We start from the raw sequence: 25,656 nt of genomic DNA on the forward strand, positions 1-25,656 counted from the left end.
CCCGCTCAGGCCCCGACGAGCTGAAGCGAACCCCACAGGGCCACCACCGCGGCGGCGAGCGCGGCCGGTACGGTCAGCAGGCCGAGCCGGGTGAACTCCCCGAGCCCGACCTCGTGGTCGTGCCGGTGCAGGATGCGCCGCCACAGCAGCGTGGCCAGCGACCCGGCGTAAGTGAGGTTCGGGCCGATGTTCACCCCGAGCAGCACCGCGAGGACCGCGCCGGGCCCGGCCGCGGCGGTGAGCGGCAGCAGGACCAGGACCGCGGGCAGGTTGTTGATCAGGTTCGCCAGTACGGCGGCCAGCGCGGCGATCCCCAGCAGGGCGACGATCCCCGTCCCGCCGGGCAGGACGTGCCGCAGGGCGTCGGCGAGCCCGTTGTCGACGACCGCGCGCACCACGATGCCGAGGGCGAGCACGAACGCCAGGAAGGCCGGCGCCGCCGAGCGCACCACCGAGGCGGGGGTGGCCTTCTTCCGGACGAGCGCGCGGCCCGCCAGCACCAGCGCCCCCGCGCACGCGACCCAGGCCGGGTCGACGCCGAACGCGGAGGCCACCACGAACCCGGCCAGTGTGCAGCCGACGGTGACCAGTGCGAACAGCGGCAGCGCGGGCTCCTCAGCATGCTCCGGGGAGTGGTCGACGAGGGTGAGGTCGGCCTCGAAGAAGCGCCGGAACACCACGTACTCGACGGCGATCGCCGCCAGCCAGGGCAGCGTCATCAGCAGCGCGAACCTGGTGAAGCTCACCCCGCTCGCCTCGAAGGCCAGCAGGTTGGTGAGGTTCGACACCGGCAGCAGCAGCGAGGCCGTGTTCGACAGATGCGCGCACGCGTAGACGTGCGGCTTCGCACGGGCCCCCATCCGGGACGCGGTGACCAGCACCACCGGCGTCAGCAGCACCACGGTGGCGTCCAGACTGAGCACCGCCGTGATCACCGAGGCCAGCCCGAACACGCCGGTCAGCAGCCGCCCCGGGGAGCCGGCCGACCGCCGCGCCAGCCAGGCGCCGCAGGCCTGGAACAGCCCCTCGACGTCACAGAAGTGGGCGAGCACCAGCACCGCGGCCAGGAATCCGACCACCGGCCCCAGCCGCTCGGCCTCCGCCCACGCGTGTTCCGGGGAGATAGCCCCGGTCACGACCGCGAGCGCGGCAGCCGGGACCGCGACCACGGCCTCCGGCCAGCCGAAGGGGCGCAGGACCGCCCACACGAGAACGGCGACGAGCAGAGAGACGGACAGGGCTTCGGCGAGCGGGGTGTTCAGGGCGAATCCTTCGGGACGTGAGCAGGTCGTGCCCGGTCATGAAACCAGGCGGAAGTAAGAAACCTGCCTATACCCCGACCGCGACCGCTCAGGCCCCGGTGCCGGGGCTGAAGGGGATGAGCCGCACCGACGACTCGTTGCCGGACACCGGGACCTTTCCGGATTTCCACGCCACCTTCAGCGGGTCCTTCTCATCCGGCGGGGTCACCACAAGGGCGGCAGGAGTGGCCGTGGCCGCCCCGCTGACCTCGGGGTTCGCGAAGGACATCCCGGCCCACGCGCTCCGGCCGGGCGCCAGCTTCACGGTCTCGGGCCCGGTGGCGGAGCGCTGGGGGTCCGGGCCCAGCTGCTTGCCGGAGGCGTCCACGAAGGCGATGCCCGGATAGCCGTACAGGGTGCAGGTGCGGCTCGACCGGTTCGTCAGCACGACCGGGAAGTTCTCCTGCCCGGCGCCCGGGTCGTTACGGCCGACGGAGGCGCTCAGCTCGGAGGTGTGGCAGCGGGTGCCGCCGACCGGGGAGGGCGGGGCACTCGGGGTGAGGGAGTTGCTCACCGCGTCGGTCGGCACCCCACCGGCCGTGCCGGAGTCGGACGGTGTCGTGGTGACGGTCGTGGGAGCCGTCGTGCCGGACTCCGAGGGCGGGGCGCTCGCCGTGCCCTCGGAGCCGCCGTCGCCGCAGCCCGCCAGCAGGCCGAGCATCGCGACCGAACTCGCGAGCAGTACCGCCCGCCGCACACCCAGGAACCTGTTCGTCATGTCTCCACACTCCCGGAGATTCCACGCACGCGCGCGTACCGCGCATGCCCCGTCACAAAGCTCCGATGCGGAACGGCCCGGAAAGGTTCGCTCACTTCAAGCCGGTGCGAGGCTCTACTCCAGGTCGAGGAGCCCGATCTCCGCCCAGATCGTCTTGCCGTCGGCCGTGTGCCGGCTGCCCCAGCGCTGGGTGAGCTGCGCGACCAGGAGCAGCCCCCGGCCGCCCTCGTCCCAGGTCTTGGCGCGCCGCAGATGCGGGGCGGTGTGGCTGGTGTCGGAGACCTCGCAGATCAGCGTGGTCGCGTCATGGATGAGACGCAGCCGGATGGGGCGGGCGCCGTACCGGATGGCGTTGGTCACCAGCTCGCTCGTCACCAGCTCGGCCGTGAACGACGCCTCGCTCAGGTCCCAGCGGGCGAGCTGCTCCACGACCTGCTTGCGGATGGGCGCCACCAGCGCCGGGTCGGCGGGGATGTCCCAGGTCGCCACCTGGGAGGCGGGCAGCCCCAGGGTGCGGGCCAGCAGCAGGGCCACGTCGTCCGTGGAACCGCCGGGCGGGAGCAGCGCGTGCAGCACTCGGTCGCAGCTCTCCTCCAGGGAGTCGGCGGGCCCGGCCAGGGCCTCGCACAGCAGCGCGTGGCTGGTGTCCACGTCCCGCTCCCGGGACTCGATCAGTCCGTCCGTGAACAGGGACAGCACGGTCCCCTCGGGCAGCGCCAGCTCGGCGGACTCGAACGGCAGCCCGCCCAGGCCCAGCGGCGGCCCCGCGGGCAGGTCCACCTGGCGTGCCTCCCCGCGCGGCGTCAGCATCACGGGCGCCGGATGCCCCGCCCGGGCCAGCGTGCAGCGCCGCGACACCGGGTCGTACACCGCGTACAGACAGGTGGCCCCGACCTCACCGGGACTGCCCTCACCGCCGGCCTCCGCTGACAGCCGTACGACGAGGTCGTCGAGGTGGGTGAGCAGTTCGTCCGGGGCCAGGTCGATGTCGGCGAGGGTGCGGACGGCGGTGCGCAGCCGGCCCATCGTCGCCGAGGCCTGGATGCCGTGCCCGACCACGTCCCCGACGACCATCGCGACCCGCATCCCCGACAGCGGGATCACGTCGAACCAGTCGCCGCCCACCCCGGCCCGCGCGGCCGGGAGATAGCGGGAGGCCGCCTCCACGGCGGCCGTGCGCGGCAGGGAGCGGGGCAGCAGACTGCGCTGGAGGGCGAGGGCGGTCTCGCGCTCGCGGGAGAAGCGGCGGGCGTTGTCGATGCAGATCCCGGCGCGCGCGGTGATCTCCTCGGCCAGCAGCATGTCGTCCGGGGTGAAGGGGTCCGGCCGGCGGTACCGGGTGAGGACCGCGACCCCGAGGGTCTGGCCGCGGGCCTGGATGGGCACGGACATCGTGGAGTGGACGCCGTACTCCTTGACCCGCTCGGCGCGTGTCCTGTTCCAGTTGAGCCACTGGTCCAGGTGTCCGGAGGCGACCGTGGCGACGATGGTGCGGGCCGCCGTCAGCGAGTCGGCCTGCGGTGAGGTGGCGGGATACACCTCCGAGTGCCCCGGCTTGACCACCGCCAGCGGATTGCCCGGCTCCACCGACTGGTGGGCGGCGCGGCGCAGCTCGACCGGTGCGGCGATCCTCGCCGGTGGCTCGCCGTTCTCCTGCGGGTCCAGCAGGTCGATGCTGACGAAGTCGGCGAGTGCCGGAATGCACACGTCGGCCAGTTCCTGCGCCGTGCGCGTCACGTCGAGGGTGCTGCCGATGCGCACGCTCGCCTCGTTGACCAGCTGAAGCCGCTCCCGGGCGAGGAAGTGGTCGGTGAAGTCGTGGGCGGCCAGGCACACGCCGCGCACCCGGCCCGCCGGGTCGGTGACCGGTGCCATCCGGGCCAGCCAGGCGTGCGCGCTGTCCTCGCCGCCGGTCCGCATGTAGGTCTGCACGTCCTTGGCGTGGCCGGTGGTGAGCACGTGCAGCAGGTGCTCCTCCAACTCCTCGCTCTGCCGCTTGCCGCCGATCTCGGACAGTCTCAGCCCCTGGATGCGCTTCTCGGGCAGTCCGATCACCTCGGCCATGGCGTCGTTGATCCGGCGCAGCCGCAGCTGTTCGTCGTAGACGGCGACAGCGCAGGGCGACTGGGTCAGGGCGGCCGTGCTCAGCGGGTCGTCGGGGGAGTGGGGGCCGTCGGGGTCGAGGGGGGTCACCACGAGCCAGTGCCCCGGGCCACCGTCCGCCGAGTGCTGGTGGTGGGCGAGCAGCCAGGCCGAAACGGCCGTGCCGTCGCGGTGGCACAAGGTGAGGGTGCCGTCCCAGCGGGCGCTCACCGGCCCGTCGGGTACCTCCTCGCCCTCGCTGACGAGGAGGTTCATCGCCGGTCTGCCCACGACCTCGGCGGGCGCCCAGCCGAGCAGCCGCTGCGCACCGGCGTTCCACGCGACCAGCGTGCCGTCCTCACCGACGACAGCCCGAGCCGTCGCCGCGTCGTCGAACGGGTACACGAGGGTCATCGTCGCCACTCCATTGCGCGCACTCTCAGTGAACAAACAGGTCACTTGGGTTCCAAGCCTAGTGCGTCGCGCTCGCACGCGAACGGCGAACCCCGGTGCACGCCCTGCCCGTGACCGGTCCGCTGTCAAGAGGCAAATCCGGCCGCGGCGTCGCCCGGGTCACAAGCGGCTCACCGCACCCTTGACGACCACAAGTGGCTCACCGTCAGATTGTGGTTGTTCACGATCAGTTGTGAGTACCTCTGGGCCCGGATGAGGGAGAGCCGCCATGACGGTCACACGCAGATCGGTTTTGCTCGCTTCCACGGCCGCACCGGCCGCGGGCATGCTCCTGGCCACGCCCGCGGCGGGTGCGGCCGAGTCTGCTGGGAGCGCTCCCGGCCGCCGCACCGTCGCGCTGCGCGACGGCTGGCGTTTCGCGCTGGTCAACCCGGGCGGGATCACCGACCCCACGGGGGAGTACACGGACGCCGCCGCCCCTGGTTACGACGACTCCGGGTGGCGTGAGATCGCTGCCCCGCACGATTGGAGCATCGAACTCGCCCCGACGACACAGAACGGCACCACCAGCGGCACCGGCTTCTTCCCCGGCGGCCTGGGCTGGTACCGCCTCGCCTTCACCCTGCCGGCCGCTCTCGCCGGCCGGCGGATCTCGGTGGAGTTCGACGGCGTCTACATGGACTCGTACGTCTACTGCAACGGCACCGAGGTCGGCCGCCACCCCTACGGTTACACCGGCTTCGCCCTCGACCTGACCGACCTGCTCCACACCGACGGCACCACCGAGAACGTCATCGCGGTCAGGGTGCAGAACCAGCTCCCCAGCAGCCGCTGGTACTCCGGCAGCGGCATCTACCGCGAGGCACGCCTGGTCGTCACCGATCCGGTGCACGTGGAACGCCGGGGCACCCGCGTCACGACGCCGGAGGTCACCGGGAAGCGGGGCCTGGTCCGGGTGGCGACGTCCGTGGTGAACGCCTCCGGTACCGGTACCGACGTCGAGATCGTCACCCGGATCGTCGATCCCCGCGGCCGTTCGGTCGCCCGTACGTCCTCCACGGCCGCCGTCACCGACCGGACCACCGAGACCCATGAACTGACGGTGCCCGAGCCGAAGTTGTGGGACTTCGGGACACCGCACCACCGCTACACCGTGCGGACCGAACTGCGGGTCGGCCGCACCACGACGGACACGTACAGCACCTCCTTCGGCTTCCGCACCTTCCGCTTCGACCCCGACGAGGGCTTCCACCTCAACGGCACGTATCACAAGATCAAGGGCGTCGACCTCCACCACGATCTGGGCGCTCTGGGCGCGGCCGTCAGCGTCGACGCGATCCGCAGACAGATGACCATCATGAAGTCGATGGGCGTCAACGCCTTCCGCACCTCCCACAACCCACCCTCCCCGGAGATGATCCAGGTCTGCGAGGAACTGGGCATCGTGATGCTGGTGGAGGCCTTCGACTGCTGGAAGAGCCCCAAGACCCGCTACGACTACGGCCGTTTCTTCGACGAGTGGTGCGAGCGGGACGCGACCGAGATGGTCCTCGCGGCCCGCAACTCGCCCGCGGTGCTGATGTGGTCGATCGGCAACGAGATACCCGACTCCACATCCACCGCCGGACTCGCCATGGCCGACCGCATCATCACCGCGATCAAGGCCGTGGACGACACGCGCCCGCTGATCATCGGCTCCGACAAGTACCGCCGCCTGCCCGCCAAGGGGTCGGCGGCCGACCTGATGCTGGCCAAGCTGGACGGCCTCGGCCTGAACTACAACACGGCCAAGTCGGTGGACCAACTGCACGCCGCCTACCCGCACCTGTTCCTCTTCGAGTCCGAGTCCTCCTCGGAGACCTCGACGCGCGGCGCCTACCAGGAGCCCGAGCACCTCAACACCGGCGAGAACCACACCCCCGGCAGGCGGGAGACCTCGTCGTACGACAACAACCTCGCCTCCTGGACGATGAGTACGGCCACAAGAAGGACCGGGACCGCAAGTGGTTCACCGGGCAGTTCCTCTGGTCGGGCATCGACTACATCGGGGAGCCCACGCCGTACGACGTCTTCCCGGTGAAGGCGTCCTTCTTCGGCGCGGTCGACACGGCCGGCTTCCCGAAGGACATGTACCACCTCTTCCGCAGCCAGTGGGCCGACGAACCGATGGTCCATCTCGTTCCCATGACCTGGAACCACGAGAAGGGCGACACGGTCGAGGTGTGGGCTTACTCCAACGTCCCCGAGGTCGAGCTGTTCCTCAACGGCGAGTCCCTCGGCGTCCGGACCTTCGACACCAAGAGGACCACCGACGGCCGAACCTACCTGGAGACCACGGAAGCCACCGGCGACGACAAGACCTTCACCGACGGCCCCTACCCCGGCAGCTACACCAGCCCGAACGGCAGCGCGGGCAAGCTCCATCTGACGTGGAAAGTGCCGTACACGCCGGGCACGTTGAAGGCGGTGGCGAGGAGGAACGGCAAGAGCGTGGCCACCGACGTCCTGCGTACGGCCGGCCGCCCCCACGCGGTACGCCTCACCGCCGACCGCGCGTCGCTCGCCGCGGACGGCCGTTCACTGCTCTTCGTCACCGCGGACGTCGTCGACGCCCATGGGGTGATCGTGCCCGATGCCGAGCACCTGATCTCCTTCGCGGTCACCGGTGGCTCACTCGCAGGGCTCGACAACGGCCGCCAGGAGAGCGCCGAGCGCTACCAGGCCGGCACCCGGACCGCCTTCCACGGCAAGGCCCTCGCGATCGTGCGGGCCGGTACCGAGCCGGGAGTCCTGAAGGTGACGGCGAGCGCGGAGGGGGTGCGCGCGGGGACCGCGAAGGTGCGCACCATCCCGTCCCGCTCGGCCGCCCTCACCGAGCCGGCCGCCTTCACCTCCGATCACCCGGCCCCGCCGAACTACCCCGTGGCGGACGCCAGTTACTCCGGCCGCCCGGACACCCTCCCGGCCGCGATGCTCGACGGCGACCCCGCCACCGGCTGGTCCAACGCCTTCAGCAAGGCCGCCACCGCCCTGCTGCCCGCATTCAGCGGCGCGCGGGTCGAGGACTGGGTCTCGGTGGACTACGGACGGACCAGGACCTTCGACCGGGCGGAGATCTCCTTCACCCTGAGCGCGACCCACAGCCTGCCCGCCTCCGTCGAGGCCGCGGTATGGGACGGGACGCGGTACGTGCCGGTCGAGGGCGCCTCCGTCGCCTGGGCCGGCGCCTCCGACGAGCCGACGGTGATCACCTTCGACGCCGTTCGCGGCTCCCGGCTCCGGCTCACGCTGACCAGCGCGTATCCGGGCGAGACCCGGGGTGCGGTGCGCATCGGCAGGCTGGAGGTGCCGGGGAGCTGATCCGGTCACCGGCGGTCCGGACGGGAAATCAGTCCCGTCCGGACCGTTGACGGGGTGTCATGCCTGCAACAAGCATGGCCTGCGACCGTCGACTGGGAGCGCTCCCATGGTGGGCGCCCGTACCTCTCCCCGAGGAGCTCGGACGTGAACAGACGCAGAACCGCCCTGTTGACCCTGACCGCCCTGCTGGGAGCGGCACTTGTGGCCTCGCCGGCCTCCCCGGCCACGGCCGACGAGGTCGAGCAGCTCAAGAACGGCACCTTCGACACCACCACCGAGCCCTGGTGGACGACCAGCAACGTCACCGCGGGCCTGTCCGACGGACAGCTCTGCGCGGACGTGCCGGGCGGCACCGCCAACCGCTGGGACGCCGCCGTCGGCCAGAACGACGTCACCCTGGTGAAGGGCCAGTCGTACAAGTTCTCCTTCACCGCGAAGGGTTCGCCCGAAGGGCACGTCGTGCGGGCGATCGTGGGGCTGCAAGTGGCGCCCTACGACACCTACTTCGAGGTGAGCCCGCAGCTGAACGTCTCCGGCGACTCCTACTCCTACACCTTCACCTCGCCCGTCGACACCGCACAGGGCCAGGTCGGCTTCCAGCTCGGCGGCAGCGCCGACCCGTTCCACTTCTGCATGGACAACGCCTCCCTGCTGGGCGGGGTCCCGCCCGAGGTGTACGAGCCCGACACCGGACCGCGCGTGCGGGTCAACCAAGTCGCCTATCTGCCCGCCGGGCCGAAGAACGCCACCTTGGTCACCGACGCCGTCACGAAACTGCCCTGGCAGCTGAAGAGCGCCTCCGGTGCCGTCGTCGCCCACGGCTGGACCCTGCCGCGCGGCACCGACGCCTCCTCCGGGCAGAACGTCCACTCCATCGACTTCGGCGCCTACAAGAAGCGCGGCACGGGCCTCACCCTGGTCGCCGACGGCGAGACCAGCCGCCCCTTCGACATCGGCACGAGCGCCTACGAACAGCTCCGCCTCGACGCGGCGAAGTACTACTACACGCAGCGCAGCGGCATCGCGATCCGCGAGGACCTGCGCCCGGGCTACGGCCGCGCCGCCGGACACGTCGACGTGGCCCCCAACCAGGGCGACAAGAGAGTGCCCTGCCAGCCCGGCGTGTGCGACTACACCCTCGACGTCTCCGGCGGCTGGTACGACGCCGGCGACCACGGCAAGTACGTCGTCAACGGCGGCATCTCCACCTGGGAGGTGCTGAGCACCTACGAACGCGAACTGCTGGCCCGCACCGGACAGCCCGCCAAGCTCGGCGACGGCACCCTCGCCATCCCCGAGAGCGGCAACAAGGTGCCCGACATCCTTGACGAGGCCCGCTGGGAGCTGGAGTTCCTGCTGAAGATGCAGGTGCCGGACGGGCAGCCGCTGGCCGGGATGGCCCACCACAAGATCCACGACGAGCAGTGGACCGGTCTGCCGCTCCTGCCGAGCGACGACCCGCAGAAGCGTGAACTGCACCCGCCGTCCACCGCGGCGACCCTGAACCTAGCCGCTACCGCCGCACAGGCCGCCCGCCTGTACAAGCCGTACGACAGGGCGTTCGCGGCGACGGCCCTGGCGGCCGCCCGCAAGGCCTGGGCCGCGGCACTCGCCCATCCCGACCTGTACGCCTCGGAGAGCGACGGCACCGGAGGCGGCACCTACGCCGACAACAACGTCACCGACGAGTTCTACTGGGCGGCGGCCGAGCTCTACCTCACCACGGGGGAGAAGGCCTTCCAGGACCACGTGCTCGCCTCACCCGTGCACACCGCCGACATCTTCACCCCCGTCGGCTACGACTGGGCCCGCACGGCCGCGGCGGCCCGGCTGGACCTGGCGACCGTGCCGAGCAAGCTCCCCGGCCGTGACAAGGTGCGGCAGTCCGTCGTCAAGGGCGCCGACCGCTACCTGGCCACACTGAACGCCCACCCGTACGGCATGCCGTACGCCCCGGAAGGCAACCTCTACGACTGGGGCTCCAACCATCAGATCCTGCACAACGGGATCGTCATCGCCACCGCCTACGACATCACGGGCGCATCGAAGTACCGTGACGGCGCCCTCCAGGGCATCGACTACATCTTCGGGCGCAACGCGCTGAACATCTCGTACGTGACCGGCTACGGCGAGGTCAACTCCCACAACCAGCACGCCCGTTGGTACGCCCACCAGCTCGACCCGAACATGCCCAACCCGCCGAAGGGCACCCTGGCGGGCGGGGCGAACTCGGGCATCCAGGACCCCTACGCACAGAGCAAACTCCAAGGCTGCGTCGGCCAGTTCTGCTACATCGACGACATCCAGTCCTGGTCGACCAACGAGCACACGATCAACTGGAACTCCGCTCTGACCCGGATGGCGTCCTTCGTGGCGGATCAAGGCTGACCTGAGCATGCTCCACCAGCTCACCGGGCCGTTCGTGCGCGGTGAGCGTGTGGAGCCGGGCCTGATCGAGCGGCTGGTGCACCTCGACGTACTCACCGTGCGGCAGCCGCTTGATCACACCGGTCTCCCGGCCGTGCAACACCAGTTCGCGGTCCCGGAGTTGAAGGCCCAGGCAGATCCGCCGGGTGACGACGAAGACGAGCGCCGGGACCGCGAACATCCCGATCCGCACGGCCCAGGTCACCGTGTTGATCGACAGATGGAGCCGGGTCGCCACGATGTCGTTGCCGCCGCCCGCCAGCAGGATCAGGTACAGGCTGATCCAGGACGCGCCGATCGCCGTACGGAGGGGACGGTTGCGCGGGCGGTCCAGGAGGTGGTGCTCGCTCCTGTCCTTGGTGAACCGGGCTTCCAGGAACGGATAGACCCCGATGAAGACCAGGAGGAGCGGGAAGATCACGACCGGGATCAGGACCCCCAGGATCAGTGTGTGTCCCCACAGGTTCACCTCCCAGCCAGGCATCACCCGCACCAGGCCTTCCGCGAATCCCAGGTACCAGTCCGGCTGGGCGCCCGTGGAGACCTGATCGGCGCGGTAAGGGCCGTACGACCAGACCGGGTTGATGCTCGCCACGGCCGCGATGAGTGTGAGCGCCCCGAACACCAGGAAGAAGAAGCCGCCCGCCTTCGCCAGGTACACCGGGAAGAACGGTGTCCCGACCACGTTGCGTTCGGTCTTTCCGGGGCCCGCGAACTGGGTGTGCTTGTGGTACACGACCAGGATCAGGTGGGCCACCACGAGGGCGGCCATGATGCCGGGGATCACCAGGATGTGCAGCGAGTAGAAGCGGGCCACGATGTCGTGCCCCGGGAACTCGCCGCCGAACAGGAAGAGCGCGAGATACGTCCCCACGACGGGCACCGACAAGGTGGCGCCGTAGACGAACCTCAGGCCGGTGCCGGACAGCAGGTCGTCCGGCAGCGAGTAGCCGAACAGACCCTCGAAGAGGCCCAGGAACAACAGGGCCCAGCCGAACAGCCAGTTGACCTCGCGCGGCTTGCGGAACGAGCCCGTGAAGAAGTGCCGCATCATGTGCGTGAGCATGGCGGCGACGAAGATCAGCGCCGACCAGTGGTGCAGTTGCCGGATCAGCAGTCCGCCGCGCACGTCGAAGCTGATGTCCAGTGTCGAGGCGTACGCCTCCGACATGCGCACGCCGTTTAGCGGCGTGTAACTGCCGTGGTACGTCACCTCGTTCATCGACGGATGGAAGAACAGGGTGAGCCACACCCCGGTCAGGATCAGCACGACGAAGCTGTACAGGCAGATCTCGCCGAGCAGGAAGGACCAGTGGTCCGGGAAGACCTTGCGCAGGTACTTCGCGCCCAGTGTGCGGGTGCCGAGCCGTCCGTCGAGCCAGCCGGACAGCCGCTCGCCCTTCCCCGGCCGCGCCGGGCGTTCCGTGGCGGTCACGCCTCCTCCTTCTGCACATGCGTGAGCTTGTCGGGATTGGAGACGACGAACAGGGCCGAGACCCGGTCGCCCTCCGGGGTGAGGTCCAGGACGATCACCGCGTACGGCGCGTCGTCCTGGAACAGCACGGCCGCGTCGTCGCCGTTGACCCGGCGGTAGCGCAGCTCCAGACCGGGCGCCTGCGCCCCGCCCTGCCGCGCGCCCCGCCGCGCGTAACCGGTGAGCAGCCGTACGGCCTTGTCGCGGCCGTGCACCGGGCGCAGTGCCGAGGGTTTGCGGTTGCCGCCGCCGTCCGTCCACACCGTCACGTCCGGTGCGAGGATCTCCATCAGCTCGGCGATGTCCCCGCCGAGGGCGGCCCGCACGAAACGTTCCGTCGCCTCCCGGCGGACCCGGGGATGCGCCTCGTACAGCGGACGCCGGGCGTGCACATGGGCCCGTGCGCGGTGCGCCACCTGCCGTACGGCAGCGGGAGTGCGGTCCAGGATCTCCGCGATCTCGGTGTGGGCGTACCCGAACACCTCGTGCAGCACGAACACCGCGCGTTCCAGCGGGGACAGCGACTCCAGGACCACCAGCATCGCGAGCGACACGGACTCGGTGCGCAGCGCGGGATCGTCGGCGCCGTCCTCGTCGGCGACCAGGGGCTCGGGCAGCCACGGGCCGACGTACGTCTCGCGGCGGCGATTGACCACGGCCCGTCTCTGGAGCGCGTGGTTGACGGCGATCCGGACCAGATAGGCACGGGGGTTGTCGATCCCGGCGGCGCCCCGGCGGGACCATGACAGCCAGGTGTCCTGGAGCACGTCCTCGGTGTCGGCGACGCTGCCCAGCATGTTGTAGACGACGCCGAACAACAGCTCCCGGTGCTCGACGAAGACACCGGTCGCCGCCTCGGCGTCGGGAACGGGGATCTCGGACATCTCGCGTGGCCTCCCAGTAGCGCGCTCACTACTGCGAGGTCCCGCGGCTCCGGAATGTGACATCCAGCGTGGGAATGTGACCCACGCCTCATCTAGGACGCGTCGTGGAAGACGATCCCCAGCGCGTGCCGCCGGCCGGAGCGCACGACGCTCACCCCGTGCCGCATCGCCCCGGCGGACCACCCGCGCTTCGTGCGCACCGGCCGTTCGCGGGTCGTGAAGACCACACCGCGGCCCCGGGGGAGGACGGTCGCCGTACCCCGGGACTGGGCGCGGGGCCGCTGCTCGACCATCAGGAACTCGCCGCCGGTGTAGTCGGCGCCGTACTCGTCGAGGCCGACCACCACCTGGAGCGGGAAGACGAGGTCGCCGAACACGTCCCGGTGCAGCGCGTTCCAGTCGCCCTCGCCGTAGCGCAGCAGGATCTGCGCCGAGCGGTCCTGGCCGGCCGCGTGGCAGCGCTCCAGCCACTCCTCCAGGGAGTCCGGCCAGGGGGCCGGGCGACCGAGACGGGCCGCCCAGTCGCGGGCGACGGGCAGCAGGCGGGGATAGAGCGCGGCGCGCAGGGCGGCGACCGGGGCGGGCAGGTCGTGGGTGAAGTAGCCGTACTCGCCCGATCCGAAGCGGTGGCGTGCCATGTTCACGGTGGTCCGGAACAGCTCCGGCTTGTCCCACAGCCGCGTCAGGTCCCGGCACTCGGCCGGCGTCAGCAGGGGTGCCGTCGGCGCGCAGCCGTACAGGTCCAACTCGGCGCCGAGGGCGGCCCAGTCGGTTTCGGCGACCCGGGCGGCGGCCAGGCCGGGGGTGACTGCCATGTCGTTTCCTCCTCACCTTCGAGTGTGGGACGGCGGCCACCGCCCGTCCGGCGGGAATCGGACACCGTGCTCGTACCTGTCCGGTACCGCTTGGCAACCAGTTTGACCTGGGCTTATTTACGGTTGAGTACCCGCGCGGTACCGTGAGGGCATGCCAGCTCTCAACGTGGAGTTCAGCGATCGCGAGCTAGAGGACCTGCGGCAGATCGCCAAAGAGCGCGGTACGTCGATGAAGGCCCTCGTGCGGGAGGCCGCAGCGGCCGACATCGCCCGGCACCGGGCCCTGCAGGAAGGCGCGGAAGCGTTCCGGCGGTTCTTCTCCGCCCACGCGGACGAGTTCGCCGCCGCCTTTCCCGAGGACGAACCGGCCGCCAAGGGTGCGGGGCGGGTCGGCTGACCGATGGCTTCCGTGGTCCACATCGACGTGCCCTGGCTGCTCCAGCGGCACGAAGAGGTCCTGCCCGACCAGCCCACGATCAACGACTTCTCGGCCCTCGTCGCCGCCGTCGCCCGGCACCGCGTCGACCCGCCCCGCCTCGGCGTCGACTCCGACCCGGCCTGGCGCGCCGCCGCCCTGCTGCACACCCTGGCCCTGCTCAAGCCCTTACCCTCGGCCAACGCCCGCTTCGCCTGCGCCACCGCCGTGGCCTACATGTTCGTCAGCGGCGTCGGCATCGACCCGCCGTACGGCGCCCTCGTCGACCTCGCCCGCGACCTGATCTCAGGCAAGACCGACGTGTACGGCGCGGCGGACCGGCTGCGCTCCTGGCAGATCTGAGGCCGCACGGTCAGCCGAGCCGCGGCCGGACCCGGGTGCTCGGGCCGGACGCCGACCACCTCGGGCCGGACGCCGACCACCTCGCCCCCGGGGCCGCCGACCGAGGGCGGGAGGAACGGGGTCGGCGGCCGGGGTTTCGCGCGGGAGAGCCGCCATCCCGCGCGGGGCCTCCGAGAAGGGCCGTATCCAGTGGACTCCCGGTGACCCGTGCGGGGGGAGCGTGCGCGGCGCTCCGGCGCGTGCGCGGGTTTCACACGGGGCGCACGGAATGTCGAAAACTGGTGCGAGAGCACGCAGTTGCGAACCGCTCTGACTATCTTTCAATTGACGCAGATGTTGCCCAGGCGCCTTGTTGGCCGTGAGTGACTTGTGCAAGGGTGAACCACCTGTGTGGGGGGCAAGGGCCGGGTTGCATTCGTCCCGTGGGGAACCGGGGCGGAGGGGCGTCGGCGAATTCGTGCTTCCCACGCCCGCGCCCAAAGGGATGCCCCTTCGGCACTCCTTTTCGGCGGGAGAACTTCTGTGAGTCCCATGTCCGTGGGAAGGAAACCCGCTCAGTGCCAACCCCCCACCCACCGCTCCCTCCCTACCCGCCACCCGGCGGTGCCTCCGGAGAATCCGACGAGGATCTCGCCGCCCGGCTCAGGGGCCGTCCTGACAGCGAGGCCGCCCAGGCGATCGCGCTGCTCATGGCGCGTCACTGGAAGCCGGCGCACGATTACGCCGTCATCTGCCTCGCCTCCCCGTCCGAGACCGCGTCCATGGTGGCCGCGGCCGCTTTTCACCAGGTCCTGGACCGGCTCGCACTCGGCGAACCGGCCCTCGCGTTGCGCCCCAGAACCCTCGTGGCCGTGCGGGACACGGTCAAGGAATGGACGGCCGAGGACCGGACGACCGGTGTTCTGCCGGATCTGGTGAAACCGAACGGCGGCCGAGGTATGCGGGCCGCGAAGTCCATGACCCCCGAAAATCGCAAGCTCGCCGAACGGTCATTCCAGTCCCTTCCCGGACTCGCCCGCTGCCTGCTGTGGCACACCGAGGTGGAGGCGGAGTCGATAGCCGTGCCCGCCGCACTCCTCGGGATGGCTACCGACACGGCGTCGGCCGCCCTCGAACAGGCGCGTGAAAAATTCCGCGAGGGATGTGTACATGCCCATCGGGAACTCGCGCCGACGAAGGATTGCCGCTTCTACAACCGTCTCCTCGACGTTCCCATTCGCCGGGGCGGAGCCCTGCTGCCGGATGTCCAGCAGCATGTCGCGGAGTGCCGCTACTGCCGTTCCGCCGCGGAACAACTGAGCCATTTCGAGGGCGGCTTGGGCATACTGATCGCCGAGTCGGTGTTGGGCTGGGGGGCCGGCCGCTACCTCGAACTGCGCGCCGGGCGTACGCCCCGGACCGCGCCCCGCAGCCGGGGTGCCGGCCGGCACGGCGCGGCACGCCGCCGGATCCTCGCGCGCATCCCGGCTCCCGGCCGCCGCGCTCCCGGCGAGGGCGGCGGCCTGCGGTCCTCACGGACCCTGCTCACCGGAGTCGGCCTCACCTCAGCCGGCCTCCTCGCGGCCATGCTCGCCGCCGGCCTATGGTCGCACGACGGCGGCGCCGACCCGGCCGCCTCCACCAGCGCCACCGGCGCCGGCACGGCCCCGGGCGCCGGCACCCGGACGCCGGGCACCGCCCAACTGCCCACCGCACCCGCGGTGACCCGGCTGCGCAACGCCGCCGCCGACCTCTGCCTCGACATCCGGGGCACGGTCAAGGCGGGCGCGGGCACCGAACTCACGGCCTGCTCGACCGAGCGGACCCAGCAGTGGTCGTACGAGGAGGACGGCCTGCTGCGCAGCGAGGCGGACCCCGAGCTGTGCCTGGACTCGCACGTGGACGCGGGCGTGGTCATCCTCGGCACCTGCGCCGGCGAGAGGGCGAAGCGGGCCGAGGACGTGCGCTACGACCTCACCGTGCAGGGGGAGTTACTGCCCCGCTGGGACGAACAGCTCGCCCTCGCCCCCACCAGCGAGGACCCGGGCGCCGATGTCGTCGTCAAGGTCCGCGACCGCACGGACCAGCAGCGGTGGCTGACCGACGCGGCCGCCGGCGCCAGTGCCGGCTCGCTGTCGGTCACCGGGAGCGAGGCGCCGCAGGCCCGGCCCGCCGATCTCGCGGACCGGGTCTAGGAGTCCCTGGAGCGGACCCTCGCGGGGTCCGTCGACGGCAGGGGAGGCCCTCCCTTCGCGGAGGCCTCCCCTCAGGTACGGTCCTCCACGAGATCGTCGGGGCCGACCGTGGCCGGGCTCGCATGTCCCGAGAGGGCGAGCGTGAGGTCCAACTCCGCGAGCAGACAGCGGATCACGTGCTCGACGCCCGCCTGCCCGTCCAGGCCCAGGCCGTACACGTACGGCCGTCCGAGGAGCACCGCGCGGGCACCGAGCGCGAGGGCCTTGAACACGTCGTCGCCGGTGCGGACACCGCTGTCGAAGAGCACGGTCAGCCGGTCCCCGACCGCCTCCACCACCCGCGGCAGCGCGTCGGCCGCCGCGACGGCCCCGGCCACCTGACGGCCACCGTGGTTGGAGACCACGACACCGTCCATCCCGGCATCGGCGGCCAGGCGGGCGTCGTCCGGGTGCATGACGCCCTTGAGGACGATCGGCCCGTCCCAGTTCGCCCGCAGCAGAGCGAGGTCGGGCCAGGTCTTGGCGGGGTCCGCGAACATGCCGACGAAATGCAGCACGGCCGCGTTCGGGTCCTCGTGCACCGGCTTGGCCAGGCCTGCCTGGAAGGCCGGGTCGGAGAAGTAGTTGGCGGTGCCCACGCCGTGCAGGAACGGCAGAAACGCCTGGTCGAGATCGCGGGGCCGCCAGGACAGCAGCGGGGTGTCCAGGGTGACGACCAGGGCCGTGAACCCGGCGGCCTTGGCCCGGTTCAGGAAACTCAGGGCCACCTGCGGGTCCTTGGGCCAGTACAGCTGGAACCAGCGCTCGGCGTCCCCCATCGCCTCGGCGACCTGCTCCATCGGCGTGCTGGAGGCGGACGACAGGATGTACGGCACGCCCTGTGCCGCCGCTGCCCGGGCCGCCGCCGGTTCCGCGTCCGGGTGCATGATCGACAGGACGCCGACCGGTGCGAGGGCCAGCGGGGCGGGCAGGGAACGCCCCAACACCTCTACGGACAGGTCGCGTTGGTGGACGTCCCGCAGCATGCGCGGGACGATCCGGCGCCGCTTCAGTGCCGCCCGGTTCGCCCGCGCCGTACTGCCGTCGCCCGCACTGCCCGCCACATAGCCCACCGGGCCCGGACCGAGGCGCTGCTCGGTGAGCTCCTCCAGCCGGGTCAGGTCGGTGGGCAGCCGGGGCACCGTGCCCGACATCCCGCTCAGATAGATCTCGTACTGGAAGTCCGCCCAGTGCTTGGCCATCCGTCGCAGCCGCCTCTCGTCGTCGGGTGCGCCGACGATATCCGGGGGCTGGCTCCGGTCAGGAGGTGGCGCCCACCTCGGCGAGGACGCGGGCCAGTTCGACCGGCTGGGAGAACATCGGCCAGTGGCCGGTGTCCATCTCGACCAGCTCCCAGCACTCGCTCTTCAGCAACTCGGCCACGACGGGCATGGGCTCCTCGTCGTCGAGGAGGCACTTGATGTAGGTCGCCGGGAGCTCGCCCAGGGGACGGGTGAGGACGGCGGGTTCGGTGAGCGTCGCGCCCGGGTGGGGGGACGAGCGGTCGATGATCCGCGTTGTCTGCTCGTCCGTCAGCCCCTGATCGGCGTAGTGGTCGGCGCCCACCGGCGGCCAGAAGCCGTCGTTCTCCGCGATCTCCTTGCGGACATGGTCGCTCGGCCAGCCCGACAGGAACGACTCCCCGTCGACGGGCACGCTGGAGTCCACGAACACCACCCGCGCGAGCCGGTCACCGATCCGCTCGGCCGCCTGCCCCACGGGGATACCCGCGTAGCTGTGCCCGACCAGCACCACCTCGCCCAGGTCCAGGCGCTCGACCTCGTCGACGATGTCCCGTACATGGGTCTGCTGTCCCGCCGGGACGCCACGCCTCTCCGCGAGCCCGGACAGTGTCAGCGGATGGGGCTGGTGCCCGGCTGCGCGGAGTTCGGCCGCGACCTCGTCCCACGCCGACGCCCCGAGCCGCGCTCCTGCCACCAGTACGAAGTGAGTCATGCCCGCAACGTAGCCGACGTCAGTGACAGCACCTCGGGCCCGGTGATCGTTTCATCCGTCCTCCGGGTCCCCGCTGGAGGAGTCGGCCGTCTCCTCGGAGTCCGGCCCCCGCTCCCGTACCCGCTGGACGTGCTCCAGGGACTCCCGCAGCTCGGCGAGCCAGTCGTCGGTGTGCCGCTGGACCAGCCGGACGCACCAGGCGAGCGCGTCGCTGCGGCTGCGAGCGACCCCGCCGGCGATCAGGGTGTCCAGGACCTGGCGCTCGGGCTGACGCAGCCGGGTCATGACGGGAGCGGCCACGTGTGTGAACAGGGCACGTTCGCCGTCGCACTCCACGCCCCAGGACACCTTGCGGCGGAACTTGTGCTCGGCCTCGCGGGCGACCTCGACGCGATCCTCCCGGGTGCGCTCCCGGAACTCCTGGATGCGGCCCTGCACGGCCGCCTCCCGCTCCGCTGCCGAGACGTCCTCGGTGAGCCGGGGACCGGGGATGCGGCCGATCACGGTGATCTCCTCGCGGTCGACGACCACGTCGACCAGGGCCTCGAAGAGGTCGTCGGGCAAGCGGCCGGTGAACCAGCCCCGAAGCTTCTCTCGCTGTTCGTCGGTAATCATGTAATGACGATTACTCCATCGCTTCATGAACGCAAGGGGTCCGGACGAGGTGCGCCGACAGCTGAAGCGGAATGTTTCAGGCCTATTGCCGAGGCGGGGTAATCAGGCCATCCGGCCGGATCGGGCGATCAAGAACCGCGCGGTTGAGGGGCTCGACTGTTCGGATGATGTGACTTCGAGCCACTGATTCAACACGCAAGGTTACTGAAACCTGTGGGGTCGATGTGAAGTTCGGGCCAGGACTCGGCAGACTCGCGCTCGCCGCTCCGGCACCGACCGAGCCGGAGGGCACACCCTCGAACCAGCGGAAGGATGCACACAATGCGGAACACCGCGCGCTGGGCAGCGACCCTCGGCCTCACGGCCACCGCCGTCTGCGGACCCCTCACCGGGGCCGCCCTCGCCGAACCGGCCGCCGTCTCGGGCCTCTACGCCCCGTCGGCCCTCGTGCTCACCGTCGGCCACGGCGAGAGCGCCGACGCCGTCACCCCGGAACGTGCCGTGACCCTCACCTGTGCCCCGACCTCCTCGGGCACCCATCCGGCCGCGGCCCAGGCCTGTGCCGAACTGCGCGCCACCCAAGGGGACTTCGACGCGCTGGGGGCCGGATCCGACGTCCAGTGCACCAGGGAGTACCACCCCGTGGTGGTCACGATCGACGGAGTCTGGCGGGGCAAGCGGGTCTCCTACGAGCGCACCTTCGCCAACGAGTGCGTGAAGAGCTCCTACGGGTCGAGCGTCTTCGCGTTCTGAGAGACCGGGGTCGCGTGGTGCCCGTGACCTGCCCGAGGGGCCCGCAGTTGGGGAGTGCCGCCCCTCTCACGGAACCCCGTGATCCCGCACCGAGGGCCGGCGGACGGAGTGGGGCCGTCCGCCGGACCTTCGGGTCACCGCTTGTCCGGGAACACCGGTCTATGAACGGGTCCGCTCCCGGTGGCTGGTGTCGCACCACGGATAGCGACGGCTGCGCCGACAGGTGCACAGGGCCACCCGGAAGCGGTCGGAAGTGACCGTGGTGCCGTCCTCCAGCTCCACTTCCACGGGCCCCTCCACGAGCAGGGGGCCGCGGTGCTGGACCTGGATGCGGCACGGCCGGCCGGAGTCAGAGGGGGAGTTCGGCACGGACGACCACCAGCTCTTCCTTCTCGTCGCCTGCGGAGAGCAGACCGCGCTGACGCAGCCAGTGCTTCCGGGTATGCAGCACCGGTCCGAACGCGATGCGGTGACGGCGGGTCACGGCGGCTTTGAGACCGGCCTCGCGCAGATGCCCGACCGTGCGTCCGGAGTCGCTCAGTTCGGAGTGCACGATCAGCAGTACGCCGCCGGGGCGCAGCAGTGCGGGTGCCTCCCGACAGACGCGGTCCAGCACGAAGCGCCCGTCGTGGCCCGCGTCCCAGGCCCGTGCCCTGCCCCGCGGCGGCGGAGCGGCCGTCGGCGCCGGCACATAGGGCGGATTGGTCAGGATGAGGTCGAACGACTGGTCCCGCACGGGTTGGAAGAGGTTTCCGCGCCGGACCCGGACCGACGTGCCGGTCAGCCAGGCGTTCGCCCGGACCGTGCACACCGCCCGCCACGACACGTCGACAGCGGTCACCCGGCTGCCCCGGCGCGCTGCCTGGAGCGCGAGGGCGCCGGTCCCGGTCCCCACGTCCAGGACGTCCGCGCCCGGCGGCAGCGGTTCTTCGGACAGGGCTCCGGCCAGCAGTGCGGTGTCCTCCTGGGGTCTGTAGACACCGGGGAGGGCCAGTGGGGGAATCAGTGATCTCACCGTGCTCAAGTACCCCGACATTCAGGAAATATGGTGGATTTCGGAAAGCAGGGGTGCGCGCAGGGACGAGCGTCCGGCCGCCCAGTCGCGCAACAGGCGCTCGGCGAGCCGGTCCTCGACATGTCCGGTGACGTCGAGACCGAAGGCGACATCCGCGGCGAGGTGCGGTTCCTCGGCCAGCAGACCACCGATCACCTCATGGCGTACGACCTGTTCGTGTACGGCGTCCGCCTCGACGTGCTCGTCGTAGAAGTGCTCGGCGGCCGGTCCCGCGCCGGTGCGGCGCATCGCCTCGGCGAGTCGCCGGGAGCCGGGGGAGGAGGTGATCTCGACCGCCGCGAAGTGGCCCACGAGAGCTCCGCGCAGGCTTCGGTGCAGGCCCAGCAGGGACATGAGGTTCACCGTCGCGAGCATCTCCGCGCAGGCCGCGTCCAGGTAGTGCCCGTAGGTCGTGTCCAGACCCAGGTCGCTCATCAGGTTCGCGAAGAGGAGGGCGTGGACCCGGTCGGCGCGGCCGCCGCCGAACTCGTCGAACTCCACCGCCGCCATGCCCGCCTTGGCCCTGCCCCACAGCCGCGGCAGCACCCACGCGTGCGGGTCGGCCTCCTTGAGGTGGTAGAGCGAGCGCTGGGCCGCGTACTCACGCACCTGCCACAGTTCGCCCTCCTTGCTCAGGAAATGGCTGACTCCGGTGCCGTCGACCGGCTCCACGAGGAGCCCGGCGAGTGCGTCCTCGACACTGTCGTGGACCGGGGTGTCCGTGCGCAGGGCGGACAGGAAGCGATGCTCCAGCGCCGCCCTGGTGCGCAGCAGGTCCGGGTCCCACTCGTGGTCCGAGGAGACGCCCGCGAAACCGCGGTAGTGCAGTTCGTAACAGATGTAGAGAGCCAGCTGGAGGTCGTCGCCGTACACGTCCGCCCTCGCGACGGCCTCGTGGGACGGCAGTGGTCCGGCGCCGAGCAGATACTCCTGCACTGCGGCGGAGACCGGGCCCCGGGCCGGCGGCAGCTGTGGTTCGAGTGGGTCCTGAGCCATGGCCCCTGGGTACCCAGGCGGCGGCGGGTCACCCCCGCCCGCCTCCTGGGTACGCTCATCGGGGCTGGTCGCGTCCCCGGCCTCACCCCGCCCGCTGCTCGTTCAGGTGGTGGCCGCGATACGCAGGGGCACCGGCTCAGGGGGGACGGTGTGCTCCTCGTCGCGGCGGGACATCTCGGCCCACCAGGAGGGGCCGTCCTCGATGTGCCGCAGCAGGATCCCCTCGCGGATCGCCCAGGGGCAGATGGTGACGGTTCTGATCCCGGTGAGTTTCATGGCCGTGTGCCCCACCACCGCACCGGCCAGGCTCTGCGCGGCGCGCGGAGCGGAGATGCCGGGCAGCTCGGACCGCCGCGCGGCCGGGAGAGCGGCCAGACAGTCGATGGCCTCCCGCAGGTCGGCGCGGTGCATCCGGCGCTCCACGAACGGTCCGCGCCGCCCGGGCGGGGTCCCGCACAGCCGCCCCAGCTGCTCGAAGGTGCGCGAGGTGGCCACCGCGGTGCGCGGTCCCTCCCAGCGAATCCGTGAGGCCACGTCCCGCAGTTGGTGGCGGACCTTACGGCGCAGCGCCCGCACCGCCTCCGGGGGTGGCGCGTCCGGCCCCTCGAAGAACTCGTGGGTCAGCCGGCCCGCACCCAGTGGCAGCGAGGCCACATAGTCCGGCAGCCGGCCGCGCCCGAAGGCGACTTCCAGGGAGCCGCCGCCGATGTCGAACAGCGCGAGCGGCCCCGCGCGCCAGCCCATCCAGCGCCGCGCCCCGAGGAAGCTGAGCTCCGCCTCCACCTCGCCCGGCAGGGTGCACAGCCCGATGCCGGTCCGGGCGCGGACGGTGCGCAGCACCTCCTGGCGGTTCGGGGCGGAGCGTACGACGGCGGTGGCGAAGGCCAGCGGTCCGGCCGCGCCCCACCTGGCGGCGGTCCGGCCGGCCCCCTCCACCGCCTCCACCAGGCGTTCCACGGCCTCTTCGGGGACCGGGCCGCCGGGCCGCACATGATCGGCGAGTCTCAGCCGCCACTTGGCCGTGTGCACCGGCAGTGGCACCCCGTCCTCGGCATCCGCCACCACCAGCCGCACCGTGTTCGACCCCACATCCACCACGCTTGTCCGCATGGCCCTGTGGGTACCCAGGAAAAGTCCCTTTCAACGTTCGGCGTGCCGACAGGGCGTCGCTCTCGGCCACCGTCCGGGCACCGTCCGTCGACAGTGGTGGCGACGGGCAGCAAGCAGGGCCGCCGTCTCCCTGCTGACGGCGGCCCTGAGCAACAGCGGCTCCTGCTGCGGCGGTTACATGTGTACGACGGGTGCGGCGTCCGCGTCCTGCTCCGGCACCCCGCGCCGGAAGAGGAGGAAGGCGATCAGCGCGCCGACGGCGAAGAGGCCCGCCGACCACCAGAAGGCGGTGGTGTAGCTCTCGATCGTCGCCCGGGCCTGGACCAGCTTGTTCGTCGGGTCCTTGCCGGCCAGGTAGTCGGTGGCGGCGCTCGCGGCCAGCGTGTTCAGCAGCGCCGTACCGATCGAACCGCCCACCTGCTGCATGGCGTTGACGGTGGCGGAGGCGACTCCCGCGTCCTCGGCGGCGACCCCGCCGGTGGCCAGCTGCATGGCCGGCGGCATGACCAGGCCGAGGCCGAAGCCGGTCACGATCAGCTGCGGCAGTACGTGGGACATGTAGCTGGACCCGACGCCGATCCCGGTCAGCCAGGCCATGCCGACCGCGGCGACCGCGAAGCCGGCCGGGATGACCACCTTCGGCCCGATCCTCGGGACCAGCATCGTGGTGCTGAGCTGGGCCCCGACCATCAGTGCGGCGACCATCGGCAGGAACGCCAGACCCGTCTTGGTCGGGCTGAAGCCCAGGTTGAGCTGGAGGTAGTAGGTGAGGAAGAGGAAGACCCCGAACATGCCGCCGCCGGAGATCAGCACGGCCAGGAAGGAGGCCGCGCGGTTGCGGTCCAGCAGGATGCGCAGCGGCAGCAGCGGGTGTGCAGCGCGGGTCTGCCACCAGGCGAACGCGGCCAGCAGCAGGCCGCCCGCGATCAGGAAGCCCCAGGTCGCGGGGGAGTCCCAGTCGTGCGTCTCGGCGTTGGAGAAGCCGTACACCAGGGAGAAGAGACCGGCGGCGACCAGTACCGTGCCGGGCACGTCCAGCTTGGAGTTCGCGGCGTCACGGTGGTTGTGCAGCAGCAGCCAGCCGCCCGCGAAGGCGACGACGGCGATGGCGACGTTGACGTACAGCGTCCAGCGCCAGTCGAGCGCGTCGGTCAGGACACCGCCGAGCAGCAGGCCCACCGCGCCACCGGCGCCGGCTATCGCGCCGTACACGCTGAAGGCCCTGGCCCGCTCGCGGGCGTCGGTGAACGTCGTGTTGAGCAGGGAGAGCGCGGCGGGTGCGAGGAGCGCGCCGAAGGCGCCCTGCAGGGCACGGGCGGTGACCAGCATCTCGAAGTTGGTGGCGGCGCCGCCGAGCGCGGAGACGGCCGCGAAGCCGACGACCCCGACGAGGAAGGCCGTCTTGCGCCCGAAGAGGTCGGCGATCCGGCCGCCGAGCAGCAGCAGGGAGGCGAACGCGAGCGCGTAGGCCGTGACGATCCACTGCCGGTTGCCGTCGGAGAAGCCGAGGTCGGCCTGGGCCGAGGGGAGGGCGATGTTCACGATGGTGGCGTCGAGGACCACCATCAGCTGGGCGAGCGCGACGACGGCGAGAATCCACCACCGCTTGGCCGAGGCGTCGGCCGGTGCCTCGACGGCACTCTCCCGCCCGCTCTCGGTCAGAGTCTTCTGGGACATGGGAACAACTCCAGGGAAAGTCGGCCGGACGCAGCCGGTTCATAAACGAAACGGTTTCGTACACGTCGAGGCTAGCCCATGCCGAGCGAAACGGCAACGTTTCGCTAGTGGGCGACGTCAGCTCCTCTATTCCTTGACTGGCATATAACTGTCACGGCATATTGGACCCATGTCCGACGCCCTGCTCTGGACCGCCCTCGCCGACCCGCACCGGCGGGCCATCGTCGCGCTGCTCCTGGAGCGGCCCCGGCCCGTCGGGGAGATCGTGGAGGCGTGCGGACTGAGTCAGCCCGGCACGTCGAAGCATCTGAAGGTGCTCAGGGAAGCGGGCCTGGTCCGGGTACGGCAGGACGCGCAGCGGCGTGTCTACACCCTGGACCCGGGCCCGATCGCCGAGCTGGACGCCTGGCTGGCCCCCTACCGCAAGCTCTGGAACACGAGCCTGGACGCCCTCGGTGACCGCCTGGACGAGACGGCGCCGGACACCCCCGAGGAACCCGCCCCGAAGGACTGATCCACATGGCCGCAGACCTCACCGGCACGTACCTGACCCTGGACGACGGACGCCCCGCCGTCCGCTTCAGCCGCACCTACGACCACCCCGTCGCCCGCGTCTGGCAGCTCGTGACCGACGTCGACGAACTCGCCCACTGGTTCCCGTCCCGCGCCGAGATCGAGCTGCGACCCGGCGGGACCATCAAGTTCAGCGGTGATCCTCACATGGAGGACTCCACGGGCCGCGTCATCGCCGTGGACGAGCCCCGGCATCTGTCCTTCGAGTGGGGTGGCGACGAGCTGCGCTTCGACCTGGAGCCCCTCGACGAGAAGCGGACCCGCTTCACGCTGACCAACGTGCTGAGCGCCGCCGACACCGCGGCCCGCAACGGCGCCGGGTGGGAGGTGTGCCTGACCGGCCTCGACGCACGCGCCCGCGGCGAGCGCCGGGACGGGCGGCAGTGGCAGGAGCTCTACCAGGCGTACGTCGACGCGGGGGTGCCCTCGGGGGCGCCGGTCCCCGGCATGGACTGA

The 25,656-nt window shown here is 71.2% G+C and carries 21 protein-coding genes and 1 pseudogene; 8 read left to right on the forward strand and 14 right to left on the reverse strand.

The annotated features are described in order from the left end of the window. Positions 1–5 precede the first annotated feature (5 nt). From ABZT93_RS10370 to ABZT93_RS10380, 3 genes are all read right to left on the reverse strand, one after another. Positions 6–1,262 (reverse strand): SLC13 family permease, encoded by a 1,257-nt coding sequence (locus ABZT93_RS10370; protein WP_356102213.1) that lies wholly within the window; start codon positions 1,260–1,262, stop codon positions 6–8. A gap of 88 nt (positions 1,263–1,350) precedes the next feature. Beyond that, positions 1,351–2,019, reverse strand: coding sequence for a DUF4232 domain-containing protein (locus ABZT93_RS10375; RefSeq protein ID WP_356101752.1), 669 nt, complete (start codon positions 2,017–2,019; stop codon positions 1,351–1,353). 114 nt (positions 2,020–2,133) lie between these two features. Further along, positions 2,134–4,515, reverse strand: a complete 2,382-nt coding sequence (locus ABZT93_RS10380) for a SpoIIE family protein phosphatase (RefSeq protein ID WP_356101755.1) — start codon at positions 4,513–4,515, stop codon at positions 2,134–2,136. Positions 4,516–4,783: 268 nt separating this feature from the next. On the opposite strand from ABZT93_RS10380, the pseudogene ABZT93_RS10385 reads away from it, so the two are divergent. Together ABZT93_RS10385 and ABZT93_RS10390 are read left to right on the forward strand one after the other, a co-directional pair. Next, positions 4,784–7,875, forward strand: a pseudogene (locus ABZT93_RS10385) (glycoside hydrolase family 2 TIM barrel-domain containing protein). Between the two features lie 144 nt (positions 7,876–8,019). After that, positions 8,020–10,263, forward strand: coding sequence for a glycoside hydrolase family 9 protein (locus ABZT93_RS10390; RefSeq protein WP_356101758.1), 2,244 nt, complete (start codon positions 8,020–8,022; stop codon positions 10,261–10,263). On the opposite strand, the gene ABZT93_RS10395 is transcribed toward ABZT93_RS10390, so the two are convergent. The 3 genes from ABZT93_RS10395 to ABZT93_RS10405 all read right to left on the reverse strand — a co-directional run bounded on the left by ABZT93_RS10395 (position 10,208) and on the right by ABZT93_RS10405 (position 13,475). Continuing rightward, a complete protein-coding gene (locus tag ABZT93_RS10395; protein ID WP_356101760.1) occupies positions 10,208–11,737 on the reverse strand; it encodes a cytochrome bc complex cytochrome b subunit in 1,530 nt (509 codons plus the stop codon). The genes ABZT93_RS10390 and ABZT93_RS10395 overlap by 56 nt on opposite strands. Further along, positions 11,734–12,660 (reverse strand): RNA polymerase sigma factor SigJ, encoded by a 927-nt coding sequence (gene sigJ / locus ABZT93_RS10400; RefSeq protein ID WP_356101763.1) that lies wholly within the window; start codon positions 12,658–12,660, stop codon positions 11,734–11,736. The genes ABZT93_RS10395 and sigJ overlap by 4 nt, the downstream gene beginning before the upstream one ends. A 92-nt stretch (positions 12,661–12,752) precedes the next feature. Continuing rightward, positions 12,753–13,475 (reverse strand): 2OG-Fe(II) oxygenase, encoded by a 723-nt coding sequence (locus ABZT93_RS10405; protein WP_356101765.1) that lies wholly within the window; start codon positions 13,473–13,475, stop codon positions 12,753–12,755. Between the two features lie 151 nt (positions 13,476–13,626). On the opposite strand from ABZT93_RS10405, the gene ABZT93_RS10410 reads away from it, so the two are divergent. The 3 genes from ABZT93_RS10410 to ABZT93_RS10420 all read left to right on the forward strand — a co-directional run bounded on the left by ABZT93_RS10410 (position 13,627) and on the right by ABZT93_RS10420 (position 16,427). After that, positions 13,627–13,872: a hypothetical protein gene (locus tag ABZT93_RS10410; protein ID WP_007386605.1), complete on the forward strand. Its 246-nt coding sequence runs from the start codon at positions 13,627–13,629 to the stop codon at positions 13,870–13,872. Positions 13,873–13,875: 3 nt separating this feature from the next. After that, positions 13,876–14,253 carry a hypothetical protein gene (locus tag ABZT93_RS10415; protein WP_007386606.1) on the forward strand — a complete coding sequence of 126 codons (378 nt, stop codon included), beginning with the start codon at positions 13,876–13,878 and terminating at the stop codon, positions 14,251–14,253. A 557-nt stretch (positions 14,254–14,810) separates the two neighbouring features. Then, positions 14,811–16,427: an RICIN domain-containing protein gene (locus ABZT93_RS10420; RefSeq protein ID WP_356101768.1), complete on the forward strand. Its 1,617-nt coding sequence runs from the start codon at positions 14,811–14,813 to the stop codon at positions 16,425–16,427. 71 nt (positions 16,428–16,498) lie between these two features. Here ABZT93_RS10420 and ABZT93_RS10425 read toward each other — a convergent pair whose 3' ends face one another. Genes ABZT93_RS10425 through ABZT93_RS10435 form a run of 3 tightly spaced genes read right to left on the reverse strand, consistent with a single transcriptional unit; the run spans position 16,499 to position 19,037 of the window. After that, positions 16,499–17,668, reverse strand: a complete 1,170-nt coding sequence (locus ABZT93_RS10425) for a lactate 2-monooxygenase (RefSeq protein WP_356101771.1) — start codon at positions 17,666–17,668, stop codon at positions 16,499–16,501. Between the two features lie 58 nt (positions 17,669–17,726). Beyond that, on the reverse strand, positions 17,727–18,422 hold the full coding sequence (locus tag ABZT93_RS10430) for an alpha/beta fold hydrolase (protein WP_356101773.1): 696 nt from the start codon (positions 18,420–18,422) through the stop codon (positions 17,727–17,729). 51 nt (positions 18,423–18,473) lie between these two features. Continuing rightward, the gene (locus tag ABZT93_RS10435; protein ID WP_356101776.1) at positions 18,474–19,037 is read right to left on the reverse strand and encodes a hypothetical protein; all 564 of its coding nucleotides are present in this window, start codon (positions 19,035–19,037) and stop codon (positions 18,474–18,476) included. Positions 19,038–19,358: 321 nt separating this feature from the next. Here ABZT93_RS10435 and ABZT93_RS10440 point away from each other — a divergent pair, with 321 nt between their 5' ends. Next, a complete protein-coding gene (locus tag ABZT93_RS10440) occupies positions 19,359–19,790 on the forward strand; it encodes a protease inhibitor (RefSeq protein ID WP_356101777.1) in 432 nt (143 codons plus the stop codon). A 159-nt stretch (positions 19,791–19,949) separates the two neighbouring features. Here ABZT93_RS10440 and ABZT93_RS10445 read toward each other — a convergent pair whose 3' ends face one another. The 5 genes from ABZT93_RS10445 to ABZT93_RS10465 form a co-directional block, all read right to left on the reverse strand. Then, positions 19,950–20,159 carry a CDGSH iron-sulfur domain-containing protein gene (locus tag ABZT93_RS10445; protein WP_356101780.1) on the reverse strand — a complete coding sequence of 70 codons (210 nt, stop codon included), beginning with the start codon at positions 20,157–20,159 and terminating at the stop codon, positions 19,950–19,952. Beyond that, positions 20,140–20,826, reverse strand: coding sequence for a HemK2/MTQ2 family protein methyltransferase (locus ABZT93_RS10450; RefSeq protein ID WP_356101782.1), 687 nt, complete (start codon positions 20,824–20,826; stop codon positions 20,140–20,142). Before ABZT93_RS10450 ends, ABZT93_RS10445 begins: the two co-directional genes overlap by 20 nt. Next, positions 20,827–21,840, reverse strand: a complete 1,014-nt coding sequence (locus ABZT93_RS10455) for an iron-containing redox enzyme family protein (protein WP_356101786.1) — start codon at positions 21,838–21,840, stop codon at positions 20,827–20,829. Positions 21,841–21,942: 102 nt separating this feature from the next. Then, complete coding sequence (locus ABZT93_RS10460; RefSeq protein WP_356101789.1) at positions 21,943–22,950, reverse strand: Ppx/GppA family phosphatase; 1,008 nt, start codon at positions 22,948–22,950, stop codon at positions 21,943–21,945. A gap of 174 nt (positions 22,951–23,124) precedes the next feature. Beyond that, positions 23,125–24,627, reverse strand: a complete 1,503-nt coding sequence (locus tag ABZT93_RS10465) for an MFS transporter (RefSeq protein WP_356101791.1) — start codon at positions 24,625–24,627, stop codon at positions 23,125–23,127. A gap of 169 nt (positions 24,628–24,796) precedes the next feature. Between ABZT93_RS10465 and ABZT93_RS10470 the strand changes: the two genes are divergently transcribed. Then, positions 24,797–25,141: a metalloregulator ArsR/SmtB family transcription factor gene (locus tag ABZT93_RS10470; protein WP_356101794.1), complete on the forward strand. Its 345-nt coding sequence runs from the start codon at positions 24,797–24,799 to the stop codon at positions 25,139–25,141. Between the two features lie 5 nt (positions 25,142–25,146). Beyond that, positions 25,147–25,656, forward strand: coding sequence for an SRPBCC family protein (locus ABZT93_RS10475; protein WP_356101796.1), 510 nt, complete (start codon positions 25,147–25,149; stop codon positions 25,654–25,656).

Origin of the sequence: Streptomyces sp. NPDC005303, from assembly GCF_040607335.1 — a bacterium.
Classification (GTDB): Bacteria; Actinomycetota; Actinomycetes; order Streptomycetales; family Streptomycetaceae; genus Streptomyces.

Coding starts and splice junctions, on each gene's coding strand:
- ABZT93_RS10465 (WP_356101791.1), bottom strand. CDS start 24,627: ATGTCCCAGAAGACTCTGACCGAGAGCGGGCGGGAGAGTGCCGTCGAG.
- ABZT93_RS10460 (WP_356101789.1), bottom strand. CDS start 22,950: ATGCGGACAAGCGTGGTGGATGTGGGGTCGAACACGGTGCGGCTGGTG.
- ABZT93_RS10475 (WP_356101796.1), top strand. CDS start 25,147: ATGGCCGCAGACCTCACCGGCACGTACCTGACCCTGGACGACGGACGC.
- ABZT93_RS10425 (WP_356101771.1), bottom strand. CDS start 17,668: ATGGCCAAGCACTGGGCGGACTTCCAGTACGAGATCTATCTGAGCGGG.
- ABZT93_RS10375 (WP_356101752.1), bottom strand. CDS start 2,019: ATGACGAACAGGTTCCTGGGTGTGCGGCGGGCGGTACTGCTCGCGAGT.
- ABZT93_RS10435 (WP_356101776.1), bottom strand. CDS start 19,037: ATGATTACCGACGAACAGCGAGAGAAGCTTCGGGGCTGGTTCACCGGC.
- ABZT93_RS10380 (WP_356101755.1), bottom strand. CDS start 4,515: ATGACCCTCGTGTACCCGTTCGACGACGCGGCGACGGCTCGGGCTGTC.
- ABZT93_RS10455 (WP_356101786.1), bottom strand. CDS start 21,840: ATGGCTCAGGACCCACTCGAACCACAGCTGCCGCCGGCCCGGGGCCCG.
- ABZT93_RS10410 (WP_007386605.1), top strand. CDS start 13,627: ATGCCAGCTCTCAACGTGGAGTTCAGCGATCGCGAGCTAGAGGACCTG.
- ABZT93_RS10440 (WP_356101777.1), top strand. CDS start 19,359: ATGCGGAACACCGCGCGCTGGGCAGCGACCCTCGGCCTCACGGCCACC.
- ABZT93_RS10470 (WP_356101794.1), top strand. CDS start 24,797: ATGTCCGACGCCCTGCTCTGGACCGCCCTCGCCGACCCGCACCGGCGG.
- ABZT93_RS10405 (WP_356101765.1), bottom strand. CDS start 13,475: ATGGCAGTCACCCCCGGCCTGGCCGCCGCCCGGGTCGCCGAAACCGAC.
- sigJ (WP_356101763.1), bottom strand. CDS start 12,660: ATGTCCGAGATCCCCGTTCCCGACGCCGAGGCGGCGACCGGTGTCTTC.
- ABZT93_RS10415 (WP_007386606.1), top strand. CDS start 13,876: ATGGCTTCCGTGGTCCACATCGACGTGCCCTGGCTGCTCCAGCGGCAC.
- ABZT93_RS10430 (WP_356101773.1), bottom strand. CDS start 18,422: ATGACTCACTTCGTACTGGTGGCAGGAGCGCGGCTCGGGGCGTCGGCG.
- ABZT93_RS10450 (WP_356101782.1), bottom strand. CDS start 20,826: ATGTCGGGGTACTTGAGCACGGTGAGATCACTGATTCCCCCACTGGCC.